The organism is Halanaerobium sp. ST460_2HS_T2 (assembly GCF_003337665.1).
Taxonomy (GTDB): Bacteria; Bacillota; Halanaerobiia; order Halanaerobiales; family Halanaerobiaceae; genus Halanaerobium; species Halanaerobium kushneri.
In genome coordinates, this window is the sequence record NZ_QPJF01000022.1 from 25593 (window position 1) to 44687 (window position 19095).

At 30.6% G+C, this 19095-nt stretch carries 20 protein-coding genes; 5 read left to right on the forward strand and 15 right to left on the reverse strand.

All coding sequences use genetic code 11. From position 1 onward, the window contains the following. Positions 1 to 17: 17 nt before the first annotated feature. Genes DFR80_RS11190 through DFR80_RS11215 form a run of 6 tightly spaced genes read right to left on the reverse strand, consistent with a single transcriptional unit; the run spans position 18 to position 5709 of the window. Complete coding sequence (locus DFR80_RS11190; RefSeq protein WP_114489991.1) at positions 18 to 941, reverse strand: hypothetical protein; 924 nt, start codon at positions 939 to 941, stop codon at positions 18 to 20. A gap of 21 nt (positions 942 to 962) precedes the next feature. Continuing rightward, on the reverse strand, positions 963 to 1805 hold the full coding sequence (rfbD, locus tag DFR80_RS11195) for a dTDP-4-dehydrorhamnose reductase (protein ID WP_114489992.1): 843 nt from the start codon (positions 1803 to 1805) through the stop codon (positions 963 to 965). After that, complete coding sequence (gene rfbB, locus DFR80_RS11200; protein WP_114489993.1) at positions 1805 to 2836, reverse strand: dTDP-glucose 4,6-dehydratase; 1032 nt, start codon at positions 2834 to 2836, stop codon at positions 1805 to 1807. The genes rfbD and rfbB overlap by 1 nt, the downstream gene beginning before the upstream one ends. A 20-nt stretch (positions 2837 to 2856) precedes the next feature. Further along, complete coding sequence (gene rfbC, locus DFR80_RS11205; RefSeq protein ID WP_114489994.1) at positions 2857 to 3408, reverse strand: dTDP-4-dehydrorhamnose 3,5-epimerase; 552 nt, start codon at positions 3406 to 3408, stop codon at positions 2857 to 2859. Positions 3409 to 3421: 13 nt separating this feature from the next. Further along, a complete protein-coding gene (gene rfbA / locus DFR80_RS11210) occupies positions 3422 to 4312 on the reverse strand; it encodes a glucose-1-phosphate thymidylyltransferase RfbA (protein ID WP_114489995.1) in 891 nt (296 codons plus the stop codon). Positions 4313 to 4335: 23 nt separating this feature from the next. After that, positions 4336 to 5709, reverse strand: coding sequence for an oligosaccharide flippase family protein (locus DFR80_RS11215; RefSeq protein ID WP_114489996.1), 1374 nt, complete (start codon positions 5707 to 5709; stop codon positions 4336 to 4338). A gap of 750 nt (positions 5710 to 6459) precedes the next feature. Between DFR80_RS11215 and DFR80_RS11220 the strand changes: the two genes are divergently transcribed. Continuing rightward, entirely contained in the window at positions 6460 to 7458 is a 999-nt protein-coding gene (locus DFR80_RS11220; protein WP_114489997.1) for an Rpn family recombination-promoting nuclease/putative transposase, read from the forward strand. 155 nt (positions 7459 to 7613) lie between these two features. After that, the gene (locus tag DFR80_RS11225; protein WP_114489998.1) at positions 7614 to 9188 is read left to right on the forward strand and encodes an AAA family ATPase; all 1575 of its coding nucleotides are present in this window, start codon (positions 7614 to 7616) and stop codon (positions 9186 to 9188) included. A gap of 56 nt (positions 9189 to 9244) precedes the next feature. Here the strand turns inward: DFR80_RS11225 and DFR80_RS11230 are convergent, their stop codons facing one another. Continuing rightward, a complete protein-coding gene (locus DFR80_RS11230; RefSeq protein ID WP_114489999.1) occupies positions 9245 to 9724 on the reverse strand; it encodes a UPF0175 family protein in 480 nt (159 codons plus the stop codon). 67 nt (positions 9725 to 9791) lie between these two features. Here DFR80_RS11230 and DFR80_RS11235 point away from each other — a divergent pair, with 67 nt between their 5' ends. Further along, a complete protein-coding gene (locus DFR80_RS11235) occupies positions 9792 to 10007 on the forward strand; it encodes an antitoxin VbhA family protein (RefSeq protein WP_147270188.1) in 216 nt (71 codons plus the stop codon). 290 nt (positions 10008 to 10297) lie between these two features. Here the strand turns inward: DFR80_RS11235 and DFR80_RS11240 are convergent, their stop codons facing one another. From DFR80_RS11240 to DFR80_RS11260, 5 genes are read right to left on the reverse strand one after another with little or no spacing between them, the layout of a single operon-like run. Beyond that, positions 10298 to 10501, reverse strand: a complete 204-nt coding sequence (locus DFR80_RS11240) for a PIN domain-containing protein (RefSeq protein WP_114490001.1) — start codon at positions 10499 to 10501, stop codon at positions 10298 to 10300. Between the two features lie 17 nt (positions 10502 to 10518). Beyond that, positions 10519 to 10725: an antitoxin gene (locus DFR80_RS11245; RefSeq protein ID WP_114490002.1), complete on the reverse strand. Its 207-nt coding sequence runs from the start codon at positions 10723 to 10725 to the stop codon at positions 10519 to 10521. A 53-nt stretch (positions 10726 to 10778) separates the two neighbouring features. Further along, on the reverse strand, positions 10779 to 12155 hold the full coding sequence (locus tag DFR80_RS11250; RefSeq protein ID WP_114490003.1) for a DnaJ domain-containing protein: 1377 nt from the start codon (positions 12153 to 12155) through the stop codon (positions 10779 to 10781). A gap of 6 nt (positions 12156 to 12161) precedes the next feature. Continuing rightward, positions 12162 to 14030 (reverse strand): Hsp70 family protein, encoded by a 1869-nt coding sequence (locus tag DFR80_RS11255; RefSeq protein WP_114490004.1) that lies wholly within the window; start codon positions 14028 to 14030, stop codon positions 12162 to 12164. Further along, positions 14030 to 14650: a nucleotide exchange factor GrpE gene (locus DFR80_RS11260; protein WP_114490005.1), complete on the reverse strand. Its 621-nt coding sequence runs from the start codon at positions 14648 to 14650 to the stop codon at positions 14030 to 14032. The genes DFR80_RS11255 and DFR80_RS11260 overlap by 1 nt, the downstream gene beginning before the upstream one ends. A gap of 361 nt (positions 14651 to 15011) precedes the next feature. On the opposite strand from DFR80_RS11260, the gene DFR80_RS11265 reads away from it, so the two are divergent. Beyond that, on the forward strand, positions 15012 to 16058 hold the full coding sequence (locus DFR80_RS11265; RefSeq protein ID WP_114490006.1) for a Fic family protein: 1047 nt from the start codon (positions 15012 to 15014) through the stop codon (positions 16056 to 16058). Positions 16059 to 16126: 68 nt separating this feature from the next. Here DFR80_RS11265 and DFR80_RS11270 read toward each other — a convergent pair whose 3' ends face one another. The 3 genes from DFR80_RS11270 to DFR80_RS11280 are packed head-to-tail and all read right to left on the reverse strand — an operon-like array spanning position 16127 to position 17314. Next, the gene (locus tag DFR80_RS11270) at positions 16127 to 16636 is read right to left on the reverse strand and encodes a winged helix-turn-helix transcriptional regulator (RefSeq protein ID WP_114490007.1); all 510 of its coding nucleotides are present in this window, start codon (positions 16634 to 16636) and stop codon (positions 16127 to 16129) included. A 46-nt stretch (positions 16637 to 16682) separates the two neighbouring features. After that, a complete protein-coding gene (locus tag DFR80_RS11275; RefSeq protein WP_114490008.1) occupies positions 16683 to 17018 on the reverse strand; it encodes a DUF86 domain-containing protein in 336 nt (111 codons plus the stop codon). After that, complete coding sequence (locus tag DFR80_RS11280; RefSeq protein ID WP_114490009.1) at positions 17015 to 17314, reverse strand: nucleotidyltransferase family protein; 300 nt, start codon at positions 17312 to 17314, stop codon at positions 17015 to 17017. Before DFR80_RS11280 ends, DFR80_RS11275 begins: the two co-directional genes overlap by 4 nt. 234 nt (positions 17315 to 17548) lie before the next feature. On the opposite strand from DFR80_RS11280, the gene DFR80_RS11285 reads away from it, so the two are divergent. After that, a complete protein-coding gene (locus DFR80_RS11285) occupies positions 17549 to 19072 on the forward strand; it encodes an AAA family ATPase (RefSeq protein ID WP_114490010.1) in 1524 nt (507 codons plus the stop codon). Positions 19073 to 19095 lie beyond the last annotated feature (23 nt).

Below are 19095 nucleotides of genomic sequence, written 5' to 3' on the forward strand. Positions count from 1 at the left end.
ATAATTCTCCCTTAAGTTTAATTATTAAAAAATCTTTTAAACCACAAATTTATATCATAACTATCAATTATTTCTTGACTTATATTTTTATAAGGTAATGATAAAAACCCCTTAAGATTTTGTAGTTTATTTTCTCCTATAATAAAAATATTATTGGGATGATAAAAATCATAATTTATAATATTTTTATTATTAGTAATTAATTTTTTAGAGAAAAATAATGCTTCAAAAGTTCTTAATGAAGGACTACTTTGAGTTGATTGCAATATTTCTAAAATTGACTTTGATTTTGAAATATTATATAAAATTTCATCATATGACATTTTATCTGAAATAATATTTTTATTCTTAATATTATTTGAATTATTAGTAACTACATTAAAGTTAGTAGAAATATTTTTATCAATATTTTCATGTAATCCATCAATTATTTTAGCTCTCCCTTTATCTGATCCTATAAAAAATATTTCATAATCAATTTTGTTTTCAGGCAAAGTCATACTTTTAAAATAATATTGAGAATTATAATTCATATTATATTTTTCACAGTCTTTATAATTAAAAGACCACACCTCACAATATTTTCTGATTTTTTCTGTAGGGACAGTCCTTTTAGTAACCGGGTTCCAATACCACAAAATAACCTTTATATCTGAGTTTTTAGATTTTATCCATTCTGGTAAATGCATTGTGATTGATGATGCATGGATTAATATAGTATCATAATTACTTATTTCATTTTTCCAATTATTATACCAAACATTTTCATATGGCAAATGTAAATATATCCATCCTCTACGAATACCTCGTATTAATTTCGGGAAAGGTTTCATAATTATATCGGCATTAAAATTATTTTTTTGCCATTCTAAATATGCATAATCATCTTTTATTGTCTGAACTAACAATAGTGTTGATTTTTTCCTTTTATTTATATTCATTTTATTCATTCTCCAACATAATTAATTAATTGATTTTACATAATGATCAATAAATACATCAATTTCTCTCAATTTATTAAACTTTTTATTATTCAATTTCTCTTTAGAAAGTCTAGAATTATTAGGCCTTTTAGCTTTAGTTTCAAATTCATCACTACTAACAGGCTTGACATTAACATCCATATTTGCAGATTTAAAAATCATTTTAGCAAACACATACCAGCTACAAAAACCATCATTTGTTGCATGGTAAATACCAAATTTATCAGTTTTTATCATCTCAATAATAAACTTTGCTAAATCACCTGTATAAGTAGGTGAACCATATTGATCAGCAACTACTAATATTTCATCTCTTTCTTTCCCTAATTTAAGCATAGTTTTAACAAAGTTATCACCATGTTCTCCAAAAACCCAGGAAGTTCTAACAATAAAAAATTTATCTAATAACTTTTGTACTTCCTGCTCCCCCTGATATTTAGTTTCACCATAATAATTAATTGGATTAGGCTCATCAGTTACTTCAAAAGGTTCTTCACCCTGGCCATCGAAAACATAGTCTGTACTTATATAAAGCATTTTAGCATCCAACTCTTTAGTAGCTTCAGCTACATATCTAGTTCCATTAACATTAACCTGATAACATAACTCTCTCTCAACTTCAGCCTGATCAACATCAGTATAAGCTGCACAGTGAATAATTACATCTGGTTGATAATCTAAAATGAATTCTTTAGTCTCTTTTTCATTTGTTAAATCAAAATCTTCTTTATCCACACCAATATGCTCTATATCAAGTTCTTCTAATTTTTTAACAACATCATAGCCAAGCTGCCCATCAGCACCAGTAACTAAAACTTTCATTAGTTATTCACCTGCTTTTTCTTATACATTCTTTCGTAGTAGTCTTTATAATCACCACTAATGATGTTTTTCCACCATTCTTCATTATCAAGATACCATTTAATAGTTTTTTTGATTCCTTCATCAAATAAAATGGTCGGTTCCCAGTCAAGTTCATTACTTATTTTATTAGGGTCAATAGCATATCTTAGATCATGACCGGCTCTATCTTCAACAAAAGTAATTAAAGATTCAGGTTTATCAAGTTCTTTTAAAATAGTTTTAACTACTTCCAAATTACTTCTCTCATTATGTCCACCTATATTATAGACTTCTCCTTTTTGACCTTGATGTAAGATTAAGTCAATAGCTCTGCAGTGGTCCTCAACATATAACCAGTCTCTAACATTCTCTCCTTTACCATAAACAGGTAACACTTCTTCTGCTAAAGCCTTAGAAATCATTAAAGGTATTAATTTTTCTGGAAATTGAAATGGTCCATAATTATTAGAGCAACGAGAAATAGTCACCGGTAGAGCAAAAGTTCTATGATAGGCTTCTACCAATAAATCTGCTGAAGCTTTAGAAGCTGAATAAGGTGAAGATGTTTTAATTGGTGTATCTTCAGTAAACATTAATTCTGGTTTATCTAATGGGAGATCACCATAAACTTCATCAGTTGAAACTTGATGAAACCTTTCAATCCCATATTCTCTGCCAGCGTCCATTAAAACTTGAGTTCCCAAAATATTAGTTTCTAAAAATACTCCTGGATCTTTAATTGAGCGATCAACATGAGATTCAGCAGCAAAGTTAACTATCATATCAAAATTTTCTTCGGCAAAAAGATTAAAAACAAAGTCTCTATCTCTAATATCACCTTTTACAAATCTAAAATTATCATTTTTTATTACAGATTCTAAAGTTTTTAGATTTCCTGCATAAGTTAAAGCGTCAAGACAGACAATTCTGTAATCAGGATGCTGATCTAACATATAGAATATAAAATTACTGCCGATAAAACCAGCTCCACCAGTTACTAAAATATTCATCTATTTAAACCTCACTTAATTTAATATTTAAAGTTGCAATCACTATTTTTTAACAAAGATGCTTTTTGGTCTTTTTCTGATAAAATAGGATTATTTATTCCCCAGTCGACGTTTATTTCAGGGTCATCAAATCTAATACTTCTATCATATTCAGGAGCATAATATTCATCAATTTTATACTGAACTTCAGTATTATCACTTAAAGTTAAAAATCCATGAGCAAATCCTCTGGGTATTAAAAACTGCTTTTTGTTTTCAGCACTCAATTCTACACCAAACCACTTTTTATATGTCGGTGAACCTTCTCTTAAGTCAACTGCTACATCATAAATGCTACCTCTAATACATCTAACCAATTTCGTTTGTGCTTTTGGTTCAAGCTGAAAATGAAGACCTCTTAATACTCCCTTTTCTTTTGATAGAGAATGATTATCCTGAATAAATTCTATATCAAGACCATTATCTCTAAATTTTTTAGCTGAATAACTTTCTGTAAACCAGCCTCTATTATCTTTAAAAACTTTAGTCTCTATTATGTATACATCTTCAATGTATGTTTTTATTATTTCCATACTACACCTCTAATTAATATCTTATTTTACCTTCAGCTACTTTTTTGAGAAACTGTCCATACGGAGAATTACCATATTTCTCAGCTGATTCTAATAAAGTATCTTTATCTATCCATTCATTTCTATAAGCTATTTCTTCTAAAGCAGAGATCTTTATTCCCTGACGATGTTCTATTGTTCTTACAAATTCTGCTGCTTCTAAAAGGGTATCCATTTTACCAGTATCTAACCAGGCAAAGCCTCTACCTAATAACTGAACATCAAGGTCTCCTTTTTCTAAATAAATTTTATTTAAATCTGTAATCTCTAGTTCTCCCCGATCACTTGGATCTAAATTCTTAGCATAATCAACTACTCTATTGTCATAAAAATATAATCCAGTTACTGCATAGTTGGATTTAGGATTATCAGGTTTTTCTTCTATTGATGTCACTTTTCCATCTTCATCAAAATCCACTATACCAAAGCGTTCTGGATCATCAACATAGTAACCAAAAACTGTAGCTCGATCTTTATTATTAACTGCTTCTTTGAGTAAAGAAGTTAAGTGGTTGCCATAAAAAATATTATCTCCCAAAATCATAGCGACATTATCATTACCAATAAATTCTTCACCTATTATAAAGGCCTGAGCAAGTCCATCTGGAGAAGGCTGAATTTCATAACTAAGTTCTATACCACACTGACTTCCATCTCCTAATAATTCTTCAAAACGCGGTAAGTCTTCTGGAGTTGAAATTATAAGTATTTCCTGGATTCCAGCTAACATTAATATTGATAATGGATAATATATCATTGGTTTGTCGTAGACGGGTAATAGTTGTTTGCTTGTTACTAAGGTTAAGGGATATAATCGTGTCCCTGATCCACCGGCAAGTATTATTCCCTTTGTTTTTTTAGACATCTCAATATCCTCTCCTGAATAAATTATGATTTCCCTTTGTCTTTAAATTCATTAACTAAGGCTATAAATTCTAATCTGTAAAAACTAAATATTAATATTAATATTCCAACACTAAAAATTATGGCTCCAGCTAAAAGAGAAATGAAATTACTCGTGTATAAAAATAAAACTACAAAAACTCCTAGATATAAAACTTCCTTTGAACTAACAAATAATGTCTCAAAGTGTCTAGATGAAAAATAAAACCAGATATAAAAAGAAATAGTTGTTGCTACAGCAATTGCAGTATTATTACCATAAGTTATTAATGCAACAAAATTTAGAGCTATTGAAACAGTCAGCATAATAAGTACTGTTTTTACATATAATTTATCACTTTTCCTAACTTTATATAAATTGACATACAAAGCTTTAATTGTAATTAAAGCAGGGAAACCGGCAAATATAATAGCGATAATATTTAATGCTGGAATATGTTTTGGTATAAAATTTTCAACTATAAACGCAAAAAGAAAATAAGAGCCGCTAGCAAAAGAAGCTATAATAATAAAATAACTTTTTAATTTCTGTAAAATCTTATCATTACTATTACGGGATAAATAAGGATAAAAGACTGTAGTGATTGAATTAATGAAAATATTTATCATTGCCATCATTGAAATTGCAAATGAATAAAAAGCAAAATCTGAAGATGTGAACGAAAACTTAACAAACCATCTATCAATAGAATAAAATAAAATAGATGATAAATTACCCAACATAATAAAAAAACCAATATTAAATATACTTTTTATTTCCTCAAAATCTATAGTTGTATCAACTGGTTTTGTTAATTTATAAAAATTATATTCTAAAATAAGAAAGATAGATGTATAGGCAAACAACCTTATTATAATAAAAAGCCAATAGTTTTCAATTTCAAAAATGAAAATTACTGCCAGATTAGCAATTAACATTACAATAGGAGGGAAAATTAATATTTTAGAGTAAATGTCAAATTTCCCGATTGCCTGATAGAAAAATCTATAAAAAGTGAGTAAATTAAATGGAATGATGCATAATGCAAACGCTAATAATATTTTATCATCTAAAAATAATGAGACTAAAACTATTAAAATTGTAATTATAAATTGAAAAATTAAAAAAAAGTGGTGTTCTCCTTTTAATAAAGACTTATCCACTTCATCTTCATAAGAACCACCATATTTTATAAACAACCCATCAGCTAATCCAAAATGTAAAATCCCCACATATCCTAAATATAAGGTGAATGTTTTAAAATAGGCATACTGATCTAGCGATAAAAAAGAAGGTATAACTAATCCTGAAACTATTCCAACTGCTAAAGTTATTACATTAGAGCCAAAAACCTTTATTAAATCTTTTCTTAAATCCAATTATGTATCCTCCAAAATTAATTCTCTACAAATAAAAAAATAGTTTTTCATATATAAACTCACTCCCTAAATTCATATACAAAAAACTCTTATACTCTCTATCTATTATTTGTTTTTACTTGCCCCACCTCAACACTATGTCCACTTTGTTGAGATCAAAGTGTATTGCTAAAAAAATAACCTGATCCTTGAACTTATATCATAGTTTTTTAAACCTCTAACCCAGTTCATCTTCCCATATGAAAACCCCGGTTCCAAAGATTCCCATACATATTCAGTTGTCAACGTACCTGAGTTAAGATTTTATTTCGTGACATCGGATGTCATATATTGAATAATACTTCTATGTCGCTCACAAGTTCTATTTTATAACATTATTTAATATACATCAAATAAATAGAGTATCTAATTTTGTCGAATGACAAAGTAAAACTTTTCAGTTAACAATCTTTGTGACATCGGTTGTCATTTTTGTGCTTTTTCTTTAATCGATCTCAATTTATATATGGATTTAATGCTGCAGACACTCAATAAACTATTTTTAATCTTTCTTAATGTGTTCAATTTCTTAACAACTTTTATTATAATACACTCTTGCTTTAAAATCAATTAATATTTCTCTGTTTTTTTGTCGAATTAGCTTGAATTTAATTGAACACAAGTTCGTTTTGTGATATAATTTACTTAAAGATTAGTCCTCAGGTCTTATCTTAATTTAAGGTAAAATTCTAAGAGAAAGAGGTTGGAAAAATGCAGACTCCCCATGATAGATTTTTTCAAGAAATGTTTGAAAAGAAGGTGGTCGCAGAAGATTTTCTTAAAAACTACTTACCTCAGGAATTGTTGGATTTAATTAATCTCGACAAGTTACAAATTTCTAAGAAATCATTTGTTAATAAATGCCTAAAAAAATATTTTTCTGATGTTGTTTATCGAGTCGAATTAAATAAACAAAATGCCTATATCTACTGGCTTTTTGAACACAAGAGTTACCCCGACAAAGATGTTTCTTTTCAACTTCTTCAATATATGGTCCGGATCTGGGAGCATCACCAGGATCATTATGATGAAGAAAAACTGCCGCTGGTAATTCCCCTCTTGATTTACCATGGGGGAAAGAGGTATAATATAGATAAGAGATTCAGCGCTAAGTTTAATATTCAAGCAAATACAGAAAAATTTATTCCAGACTTTGAACATTTGCTTTTTGACTTTTCTAAGTATAGTGATCTGGAGATTATAGGAAGTATACAGTTACAAATAGTTTTAAAAATACTTCACACCAGCTTTATTGATAATGATTATGATAAAATATTTGCTGACATATTAAAGTTAATCAAAAAATTGAATGATACTAAGACTATTTTAGAATACTTCACAACAGGAATGAAATATATACTGGAAATTAAGGATTATGATTTTGATATTATGCATGATAAAGTTAATTTAATCATCCCCGAAAGGAGTGAGACTTTCATGTCTACAGCTAATAAGTTGCGTGAAGAAGGTAAATTAGATGGTATTAAAGAAGGAATGAAAGAAGGGATGAAAGAAGGTAGAAAACAGGAATTAATTGAAACTATTTCAATCTTAATAAAGGATAAACTCCCAATAGATAAGCTTCCGGACAATCTTGAGAGTAAACTTAATAAATTAGATTTAATTGTTTTAAGAGAAATTCGAACTGATTTATTAAAGGATATTATAACTATTGAATCACTTGAGGATTTAGAAGAATATTTAAACTAAAGAGCAGACTTTTCTGCTCTTTCTTTTTTTAAATTATTCTTCATCGACATCTACCTCTGCTAAAAAAGACAGATCCTTATTGATTTTTTCTTCTGCAGTTTAATTGATAATCAGTAAATTTTAAAGTATAATTAATTTAACTTGGAGGTGAGATAATGAAGAAAATAGCAACTGATATCGATGATTTTGAGAAAATAATAAAAGAAGGTTTTCTTTATGTTGATAAAACAAAATTCATAACCAAAATGATTGAAGCTGGAACATATTATTTTCTCTCACGTCCACGACGTTTTGGTAAATCATTATTTTTAAATACAATCAAAAGATTTTATGAAGGTAAAAAAGATCTTTTCCAGGGATTATATATCTACGATTATGACTGGAAGTGGGAAGAATATCCCATCATACACCTTGATTTCAATAATATCCCTGCAGAAAATAAAGAAATCTTAGAAAAAAGCCTCCAAAAATCTTTAAGTAAAATAGCAGATAAATATGGAATCCAGCTGGAAATTGAAAAAGCTTATTATATGTTTTCTGAATTAATAGAAAAACTTGCTTCTAAATATAATAAAAATGTCGTAGTTTTAATTGATGAGTATGACAAGGCTATAGTCTCAAATTTAAATCATCATAGTTCAAACGATATTGCCCTGGAAAATCAAGCCTATCTTAAAATTCTATATGATAACTTAAAATCCCATATATCACATCTTGAACTCGTTTTTATAACTGGAATCTCTAAATTCAGCAAACTCTCAATTTTTTCTGCTTTAAATAATTTAAAAATTCTTGATATGCGTCCAGGATTCTCTTTTATGCTGGGCTATACAGAAAAAGAATTACATGATAATTTTGATCCATATTTTGAAAAATTTGCAGCCGAAAATGACATTAAAAAAGAAGCTGTGTATAAAAAGTTTAAAGAAATGTATAATGGATTTCGATTCAGTGATGAAGATATTAAAGTTTATAATCCCTACTCAATTGCAAGCGCACTAGAAGTAAAAAAAATAGATAATTATTGGTTTGAAAGTGGAACTCCTAAATTTTTAGTGGATTTAATAAAAAAAAGTAATTTTGATATTAGTAATTTAGAAAATATAGAAGTCGGGAAAGAAGATTTAAAAGCTTATGATTTAGAAAACTTGGAACTTATTCCTTTACTATTCCAAACAGGATATTTAACAATTAAACAAATTGATGATGACTTGATTTATAAATTAGATTATCCAAATTTTGAAGTGGAAAATGGTTTTACTATAAATCTGGCTAAATCATTTTCTCAAAATAAAATTACGGTTCCAGTTGTACACCGACTTAAAAAGTTACTTATCAATAAAAATCTTGAAGAATTTATTGAACAAATGATGTCAATATTTGCAAGTCTGGCTAATATTAATATCCCAAAATCTCTTCAGGATAGAGAGGCTTATTATAACAGCATTTTTTATCTGATTACCACTTTATTAACAGATAACAATTTAAATGTTTATTCCGAAGTACTAACATCTGAAGGAAGAATAGATTGCACAGTTGAAACTGAAACTGATATTTATATTATAGAATTTAAGGCAAATCAAAATGCTGAGATAGCTTTACAGCAAATAAAAGATAAAAATTATGCTGAGAGATTTAAAATTAAAGACAAGAAATTAGTTTTAATTGGTATCAATTTCGACACTGAAAAAAGAAATATAAAAGATACTAAAATTGAAGAAATAGATTAAATTAGAGCAGTATACTTCTTATAATCACCGCTCTCAGTCATCTGTCACATTAAATTTTAAGCAACTAAATCAAAATAATTAATAATTATTACTTCCGCAGCATTTTCTCTATAACTATCAATAATTTTTTCAATTTCTAAGGCAACTTTATGCTCTAAATAATATTCGCCACATTGTTTACACACATTAACAGGAACATTTTTAATAATAATAATAATAAAATTATCAAGATCAACAATATGATTTACATTTCCTTTTTCTAAATCACCTTTGCAGATTGAACAATTCCCCAAATCTTTTTTCAGTTCATCCAGATCATCAATATTAAAAATAGAAATATTCTGACTTCCTAAGTGTTTAATGAAATCCTCTTCTATCATTTCGGCAAGTTCAGCACTTTGACCTATGGACAATTTTCTATCTTTAAAATATTTAACTGCCAGAGTTCTTTTCATTTCTTTAATGACTTCATCTTCATCCAGGCGTAAACTCAAAAGTATTTCTTCTGGCAACTCTATTTCTTTTTTGATGCTCATAATAATTTCTCCTTTTAATGGATATTTTAAGTCAAAGCTATTATACTGATATTATATCATTTTAAATATGATTGATAAAGAAAGGATAATCTCAATGAAAAGAATGATCAGCAAAGAAATTAAAGAGGCAATAGAAAATGTCAGGGCATCACTGGCTGTAGAAAATATTGAAATGGATGAACTTAGTGTGATCATCGGAGAAAAATATTTAAAGGGAGAAATATCAAGCGAGGAAGCAATCGATATTATTACTCAATATATAAAAGGCAAACAGTCAGGTTAAGAAGTAATTGTTAAATAAATTCTATCAATATTAGTGGCAAATCTATGCTTATATCCATTTTGACATCTGAAACTGATGCCAGAAACATATAATTCAACTCCTAAAAAAAATCCTCCTGAATAGAGGAATACAATTGAGTAGTATTCTCTGTTTTTCAGTTTTCCGCTACTTTCGGGAAACTACCTTATATACTAATTATATATCTTAAATTTGACTATATCAATGATTCCAGCAAGCGGAAACAAGAACAAGTTAAAATTCTAGATGCATTATAAAAAATGTAATTATATTTATTTAGCCCAATTTTCAAGAGAAAGATCTGTAATTCTTTTAAATTCTTTTGTATTATTTGTAACTAAAATCAAGTTTTCTGCTATAGCATGAGCACCTATCATTAAATCATAAGCTCCTATAATCCTGCCTTGATTTTCTAGATCTGCTCTAATACTTCCATATTTTATAGCTACATTCTGTTCAAAAGGTAATATTTCAATTGGACCAAGAAAACTTGCTAAAGTTGATTTCTATTTTCTAAAAAATCATCAGAAAAACTATCTAATCTCTTAGTAAGAGTTTCCCATTTGCTGTCTTTTGGAATCAATATAACAAAATCACCAATTTTATTTACAAAAACTTCAGATTCATCATTAAAACGATATTTTTTAGGAAGACGAACCGCCGGGCTTCTACCATTTTTAAATATTTTTGCAACATCCATGATAACCATCTCCTTCCAGTTTGATATATACTTACCTATATAGCATTGTGAGGTTATTTATTAAGACAGCATTTTTTATATTTTTTACCACTGCCGCAGGGACAGGGATCATTGCGGCCCACCTTATTTTTGCTAACAATCTGCCCTGATGCCAGCTCCCTGTAATCAGAGTCCTGTTCTGTTTTTTTCTGCTTTTCAAATAGAGAAAGCTGCCTGTTATTAAGTTTTTCCCGACAGTTAGCGGTGATCTTATCCCACTCATTTTTAAAAGTATCATAGAGCCTGGGATACTTCTTTTTTAATCTTTTTACCGCCTGTAAATTTGCTGAGTATTCTTCTTTAAAGTTCTGCATAGCATATTTGTCTGGAAAATCTACAAAATTTTCCGGATCCAGCTCTTCATAGGCCCAGTCAAAAAATAACCTGCTGCCTGTATAGAAAATATAGGGGGATAACTTAGGATCTGCAGACATTCTGTCAACTTCATTTAAAATCTTCTCTGTCAGCTGTAATTTCTTATATTCAAGCTCAAGATTTGAATCATCTTCAAATAACATAAGCAGTTCTGTAAAATACAATTGAGCCTTAATAGCACCATGTTCTTCTGCTTCATAGTAATTTTCATCAAGAACATAAATAATATAATTTCTTAATTCCTGATCTTGATTTATCTTTTCTATAAAAGATTCTGTTAAAGCAATCAGGCTGTCTTTTTTATTCCATTTTTCGTATTTATTTATCAAAAAAATTGCTGTTAAAAAATGTCGGATATTATCTTCATCAGGCTCCGAAAAAGTTTTTAATTCATTTGATAAAAAATTCCATATTTTATTAAACTTTCCCTGCTGATCATAAACACCGAGATAGACATCTGTCATTTCTGATTTTTTATCTGGAAATTTCTTTTCCATTTCTTTTAGAACTTTATGGGCATATTTTGTGTATTGTTCTGATTCCAGAAGCAGAACAATTTTATTCAACAACAGTAAATACTCCTTCTTTTTTGGAAAAAGTTCTTCCAGCTGTGCAAAAATATCATTAAAAAGATTTATATCCTCTTTCATTACAGCAATTTCTGCCTTGAATCTTAAAATATATAAATTATCAGCAGCAAGTTCCGCTGCTTTGTTTAAAAGAAATTCTGCCTCTTCAATCTTCCCCCAATCCATATAATCTAATGCTTCCTGCAAAAATTTTGACGCCTGACCCTGATATTTAGTTTCTAAATCATAGCCACTTCTTTTAAAGGGATCTTTTAGGGTATCATAGGCCTCTCTAATTACTTTAAACTCCTCCGGATTTTCTTCCGGTGGAAATTCTCGAACCTTTTCCAGATATCTCTGCTTAATTAATTCCTCCCCCGCATTGGAATTTGTACCCAGAATGCGGTAGAGATTTGAACTCTTAAATACACTATTTTTTAATTTCATAAAAGATTATTCCCCCATTTCCAGATCCAGAATTTCTTCGAAAACTTCTTCCAGAGCCTGCCGTAATTTGTCTTTTTCCCCGCTCTCAAGTGCCTGATCAAGTCTTTTAATCATAGACTTAAATTCTGAGCGGCTGATATTCTCATTTTCTACAAATAATTCTCCGGCCCGCTCTTTTAAATGTTCTGCTTCTAAAGCCAGTCCCTCAAAACCCTCACCCTCTGCTGCAAAATCATCAAGTTCTGACTCCTCAATATCTCCAGACAGAGCCGGGTTATATTCAATTTTTTGCAGGTTGTTTTCAGCATCCCCTGTCATTCCTGCAAGCTCTTTCTGAAAGTTTTCCAGCCGCTCCAGGCTTTCCTGATAAGATTCTTCTGATTTTCGGTCAACAGCATCCTGGACAGTAAGCTGCATTTCCTTATCTGTAGAGAGCGATCTGGCAGTTACATCAAGGATCCCGTTAATATTATAATTTAAGCTAACTGCAATTTTTTCTTCCCCGGCTCTTTTAGCTGGAATTCCGTCCAGAATAAATTCTCCCAGATAATGATTTTCATCTACCCAGTCACCTTCACCCTGGTAAATTTTAATCTTAACCTCTTCCTGATTGTCAAAAGTTGTAGTAAATACTTTTGTTTTACTGGTTGGTATCGTTGTGTTTCTGTCAATAATACTTTCAAAACCGCCCGGTTTAAAGCCCAGAACCCCCTGGTCTTTAAGCACCTCTATTCCCAGCGAATAAGGAGCAACATCTGTAACTATCATCCCACTATCAGAAAGCAGACCTGCTTTTATCCCCGCCTGCACACCTGCTCCTTTTGCTACCGCCTGATCGGGATCTATCTCACTATGGGGTTCCTGATCAAAAAAGTCACGCAGAAGTTCTCTGACCCTCGGGATTCTGGTTGAACCACCAACTAAAATCACCTGTTCAATCTCATCCGGAAGCAGTTCCGCATCTTCCAGTACATTCTCAACACTATTTAAAGTCTCCATAAGTAAATTATCAATTAAATCGATAAATTCTTTTCTGCTTATTTCCATCTCAAAGGCAACCGGCTGGTTATTTTTTACCATCAGAGCCAGTATAGAAACCTGAACCTGTTTTCGATCTGATAATTTTATTTTTGTTTTTTCCGCTTCTTCTTTTAGACGGGCACAGGCGCTGAGATCTTCTCTTGGATCCAGACCACTTTCTTCAATAATTTTTTCAGAAAAATAATCCAAAAGCAGTCTGTCAAAATCGGAGCCGCCCAGTTCTTTATTACCTGCCGAGGCTTTAACTTCCAGGATTCCGCCCATTAATTCCAGAATAGAGACATCAAAGGTCCCTCCACCCAGATCATAGACCAGAAACTGGTGGTCATCATCAAGTTTATCAAGACCATAGGCCATAGCAGCTGCTGTTGGTTCATTAATTATTCTTTCAACTACAAAACCTGCAAGTTCACCAGCTTTTTTGGTAGCCTGACGCTGCTGGTCGGTAAAATAGGCAGGGACTGTAATCACTGCTTCTTTTTCTACTTCATCACCATAAATTTGATCAACATATTTTTTTAGTTCCTTTAAGATTAAGGCTGATATCTCCTCCGGCAGCAGCTTTTGATCTGCCAGCTCAATCATAACCTCTTCTCCCATTTTTCTTTTTACCTCTGCTACTGTGCGCTCCGGCAGGGCCACCAGAGCTGATTTAGCATCATTACCTACAATAACCTCACCCCTCTGATCAATATAAACAACCGAAGGAAGCAGCGGACTGCTTTCTTTCATCAGAGTTATAACGGTTGCTTCTCCCTCAATAATAGCTGCAAGTGACGAGTTAGTGGTCCCCAGATCAATCCCTACCACCGGTCTAAAACGATCTTTAGTCATTATTTGGCCTCCTTATAGACAACTACCTGTGATTTGCGTAATATATTATCTTCCTGATCCTGATAACCTCGTTTGATAACTTCAACAATCTGATTATTATTATAATTTGAATCCTGCTGCTGCGAATATTCTGTTAGAGTTTCCGAATTTACAGTGGTTAAGGCTTCCGCCCGGCGGGGATCAAATTCTTTATCTTTTAAATTCAACTGGTAGATATCATTTTGCTCTAAAATCTTAAGCAGTCTCTGACTCCAGTTTTTCAGTAAATTACTCCAGCTATTTTCATCACTATCCAGACCTCTTTTAAGCAGATCAAACTCATCAATGAGCTCAATTATTTTTTTGCTGCTGTTTTCGACATTTAAGCTGTAACTATCAACTCTGCTTTTTAATTCAGAGATTAATTCCTGATCAAGGCTCTGTTGATCAACCAGCTGTGAAAGCTCATCAATTTTTTTGAAAAGATCTTGATTCTGTTTATACTGCAGGCGGTTCATTTTTTTCTCTGACTTATCTAAATCATTAATTTTTTCTTCCATGGAATTTACTTTTTCAGTTAATTTTTCTATTTTCTCTAAAAGTTTTTTTTGGTCATCATTCTGCCAGAATTTCCAATTCATATCTCAGCCCCCAACTTAGACTCATAATTATAGTTCCTCTCGATTTTGTGTTTCCGGTTGATTTCTATCTTCTAAAAAATCATATTTTTCTTTAAGCTCTTTTGAAATAGTAAAAACGTAGCTGTCACCAACTTTTCTTAGTTTTACAGTTTTAATAGTCGATCAGCTCAGCTATATTATAGCATTTATATTATTCGAAATCCAGGTAAAAAAGCTTAAATTTAATATAGTCATTAATCTCTTAAATATACTCATTTAGAAGTCATTTAAGTATGTTTATATACTTATGAACATATTTATGTTATAATAAACATAGTCATTTGTTGTTTAATGAATATGTTTTAGGAAGGATGAGTATATTATGATGTCATTTAAAGATGATAGATTAAAAAAGTTAGATATACCAATGAATATTGTTAAGTTAATTGGGAAAATAAACGAATATAAGGGGAAACAGGATTTATATATAGAACAATCTCCACAAATATTAGAAAAACTTCAAGAAGTCGCTGTTATAAAGAGTACAAAAGCTTCAAACAGTATTGAAGGAATTGTAATTACTGATAAAAGACTAAAAGAGATAATGAAAGATGATACCAATCTTAGAGAAAGATCAGAAGGAGAAATAGCAGGTTATAGAGATGTTTTAAATACTATTCATACTTCTTATGAGGCAATACCTGTAACTTCAAATATAATTTTACAGTTACACCGTGATCTGTATAAATATATATCTGAAAAAGGTGGAAGTTGGAAAAGTCAGGACAATATTATTGGTGAAATCCTACCTAATGGTGAAAAATTTGTTAGGTTTAAACCGGTTGCTGCATCAAATACTGCTGCCGCTATGGATTCTCTCTGTAACTTTTTGAATAACGAAATGCAAGAAGAGAACATAGAACCATTAATCCTAATTGGAAGTTTTGTCTTAGATTTTCTTTGTATTCACCCTTTTAATGATGGAAACGGAAGAATATCAAGGTTATTAACATTACTATTATTATATAAATATGATCATAAAGTAGGAAGATATATAAGTTTAGAAAAAATTATAGAAAATAGTAAATCAAGTTATTATAAGACATTAAATAAATCTTCCATAGGCTGGCATGAAGGAAAACATAACTTATTTTTTTGGTTAGAATACTTTCTCGGAACACTTTTAGCAGCCTATAAAGAATTTGAAGAACGTGTAGGTATGGTGAAAGCAAAAAAAGGTAATAAAAGCTATAGGGTTGAACAGGCTGTAAAAAATATTATCGGTACTTTTTCCAAAGATGATATTAGAAATGCCTGTCCTGACGTTTCAGATTCAACTATTGATAGAGTCTTAAGACAGTTAAAAAAGGATAATGTAATTGAAGTTCTTGGTAAAGGCAGAAATGCCAAATGGAAAAGGTTGAAATAATATATTTAATCCAGACCAAAAAAGCCGCCCAACTAAGAGCAGCTTTAATTTCCAAAAAAATATAAAATTTAAATAAAGATATTTACCGGCTCCAGGTGCTCTACTTTTAAATCCGGATCCCAGTGCAGAAGCAGGCTCTCCTCTTTATTTATCCTGGCCAGTTCTTCCTCTGCAGTAAACACTTCAAATTCCAAATTGTTTTCCCTTAAGACTAAAGAAACCAGATCAAGGATCTCATCTTCCTCTTCATCACTGTAGAGATAAAGATCTTTATCCTCTTTTTCAGCCCGGGCTGCCAATTTTAACACCTCAGCCTCAATTTCTTTAATTGCCTGATAAGATTTTTTAACATATCTAATAGTCTTTTTAGTTTTTTCTTTAATACCAGCCGGGGTTAAGATGTATTTAATATTCCGGGAATTAAGCCTTTCAATTTTAATCAGACCCTTTTTAGCACACTTTTTAAGCAGGGTATTAACCAGACCTAAAGAAATACCGGCCTCTTTTGCTATTTCCCGCTGGGAAGGACTATCTTTGCTGTTTAATATATTTAAAATATCTGTTATTTTTTGTTCCATATTAACTCCTTCAAGATGTTCAATTATTATTTCTTTCAATACAAAACTAATCTAAAATATTTTTTATTTCAATTTCAAGTTCTGGTATTTTATTTTTAAATGTTTCCCATACTATTTCTAATAGAATACTATCATATTGATGAATTAAAACATCTCTCATTCCCTTTATTTCTCTCCAAGGAACTCTAGGATAATTATTTATAACTTCATCAGATAATCTTTTAGCTGCTTCCCCAATAATCTCAAGTCGATGCACTATTAAATCTTGTTTTTCCTGACTTTCATAAAAATCTTGTTTAGAAATGCCATCTGAATATTCATATATCATTTCAATACTATATAAAATATCATTCAAATAATCTCGATCTTTTTTAGAAATCATATTAATGACACCTGATCTTTTATTACTTCTTTTTTAAAGTCTTCTTTTTTTGCAAATTTTTTCAATCCACTATAAGTGATAATATCAACTGATAAACCCAGAGCTTCTTCAATATCCAATTTTACAGCGGTAAGTTCAAACAAATCATTTTGAGAAAGTTCCACGATTAAATCAAGATCACTTTTATCATTAACAGCTTCACCGCGAGCATAGGAACCAAATATTCCAGCTCTTTTAATATTGTGTTTATTTAATATATCTTTAATTTTTTTTCTCTGCTCCTGTGAAAGATTCATAATTGATATCCCTCCTAAAGTGAAAACTTAACTCTAATTATATTATATCACCTACTGTGAAGATTATAAATATAAAAATTGAATTTAAGCCAGTTTCAAAGATCATTAATGAACACCCTAACTTATTTAAAGCTACTTGATGAAAACTTTATAAAAGTTACCTTGACCAAAAATTATCATCGATATATAATTTAATTGTTACTACAGCACGAACATAAAGTAGGGGGGAAAACAATGCAGGATTTAGTAACTGGTCGGGCCCATTTTAAATCAATTATAGAAAGCAATTCTTTATATATAGACAAAACAGAATTTGTCTACAAAATCGCTCGCAGTGAGGAAAAGTTTTTTCTGCTCAACCGTCCCCGGCGTTTTGGTAAGTCATTATTTGTTAATACTCTAAAAAGTTTTTATCAGGGAGAAAAGGAGCTTTTTACCAGCTTAGATCTCTATAATCAGGACTGGCAGTGGGAAGAATATCCAGTTATTCACCTTGATTTTTGTGCGGTTGTTGCAGAAAGCACAGAAAGTCTGGATAAATCGCTGGGTTATGCTCTGGAGAGAGCGGCAGGAGAATATGATCTGAAACTTGAAACCGATACAGCTCCCAGGATGTTAAAAAATTTAATCCTAAAATTATATCAAAAATTTGAGAAAAAAGTTGTGATTCTAATTGATGAATATGATAAGCCCGTATTTGCAAGTCTAATCGATTCTCACAGCTATCAGTTTGATTTTGAAAAATATGAGAGGTTTCAAAAAGCACTGAAATCTTTTTATAAGATTTTAGAAGAGCTTGCAGATCATCTGGAAAAAGTCTATCTGACAGGTATTATTAAATTTGGCAGTAGTTCAATTTTTTCGAAGTCAATTAACTTAGTTGAACTGGATCAGAAGCCTGAATTTGCAGAGCTGACCGGATTTACGGAAGCAGAATTAGCTCAGTATTTAACTCCTTATTTCTCCAAACTTAAAGCCAAATATGAACTTACTACAGCAGAAGCAAAAAAAGCTTTTAAAGAGCATTACTTCGGCTACCGCTTTACGGAAAAAGATATTAAGGTCTATAATCCTTTTGCAGCAGCCAGAGTTTTAGATTTTGGGTCTTTTGATAACCACTGGTTTAACAGCGGCTCACCTAAATTATTGTTCCATCTTATTCAGAGAGAAGATTTTAATATTGCAAGATTCGAAGATTTAAAAGTGGAAAAAAGCAAACTGAACCCGGCCAGCATCAAAGAGTTAACAGTTATTCCTTTTATGTATCAGACCGGATATTTAACGATTAAGGAAATTTCAGCTGAGGGTTTAGTAAAATTGGATTTCCCCAACTTTGAGGTGGAGAGCAATTTTTTAATTAATCTGCTGGATTTTCTGACTGACGACAAAATTAATCGTGTAGACATCTACTATTTAAGAAACTCTCTTGTTAAAAATGATGAGCAGCAGTTTAGAAAATATCTCAATTCAATAATTGATGATCTAAAAAAAGTAGCAATTGATCAGTCAGAGTCAGTTAAAGAATTCTACCAGCAAATTTTCTATTTAATTGCAAAAGCTCTAAGCAGTCTTTATCTAAAAATATCTTCTGAAGTATTAAACACGGAAGAAACAGTAGAATTTAAAGTAAAAACGGAGGATAATAATTTTCTGCTTTCTTTTAACTATGGGCAGAAGGAAGAAATATTTAAGCAACTTAAAGCAGAATTGGAGACTGAAAAAGACTCTACTTATATTTCAATGAGTTTTGATCTTTAAAAAAAAACTGGCTGAGGTTGAGA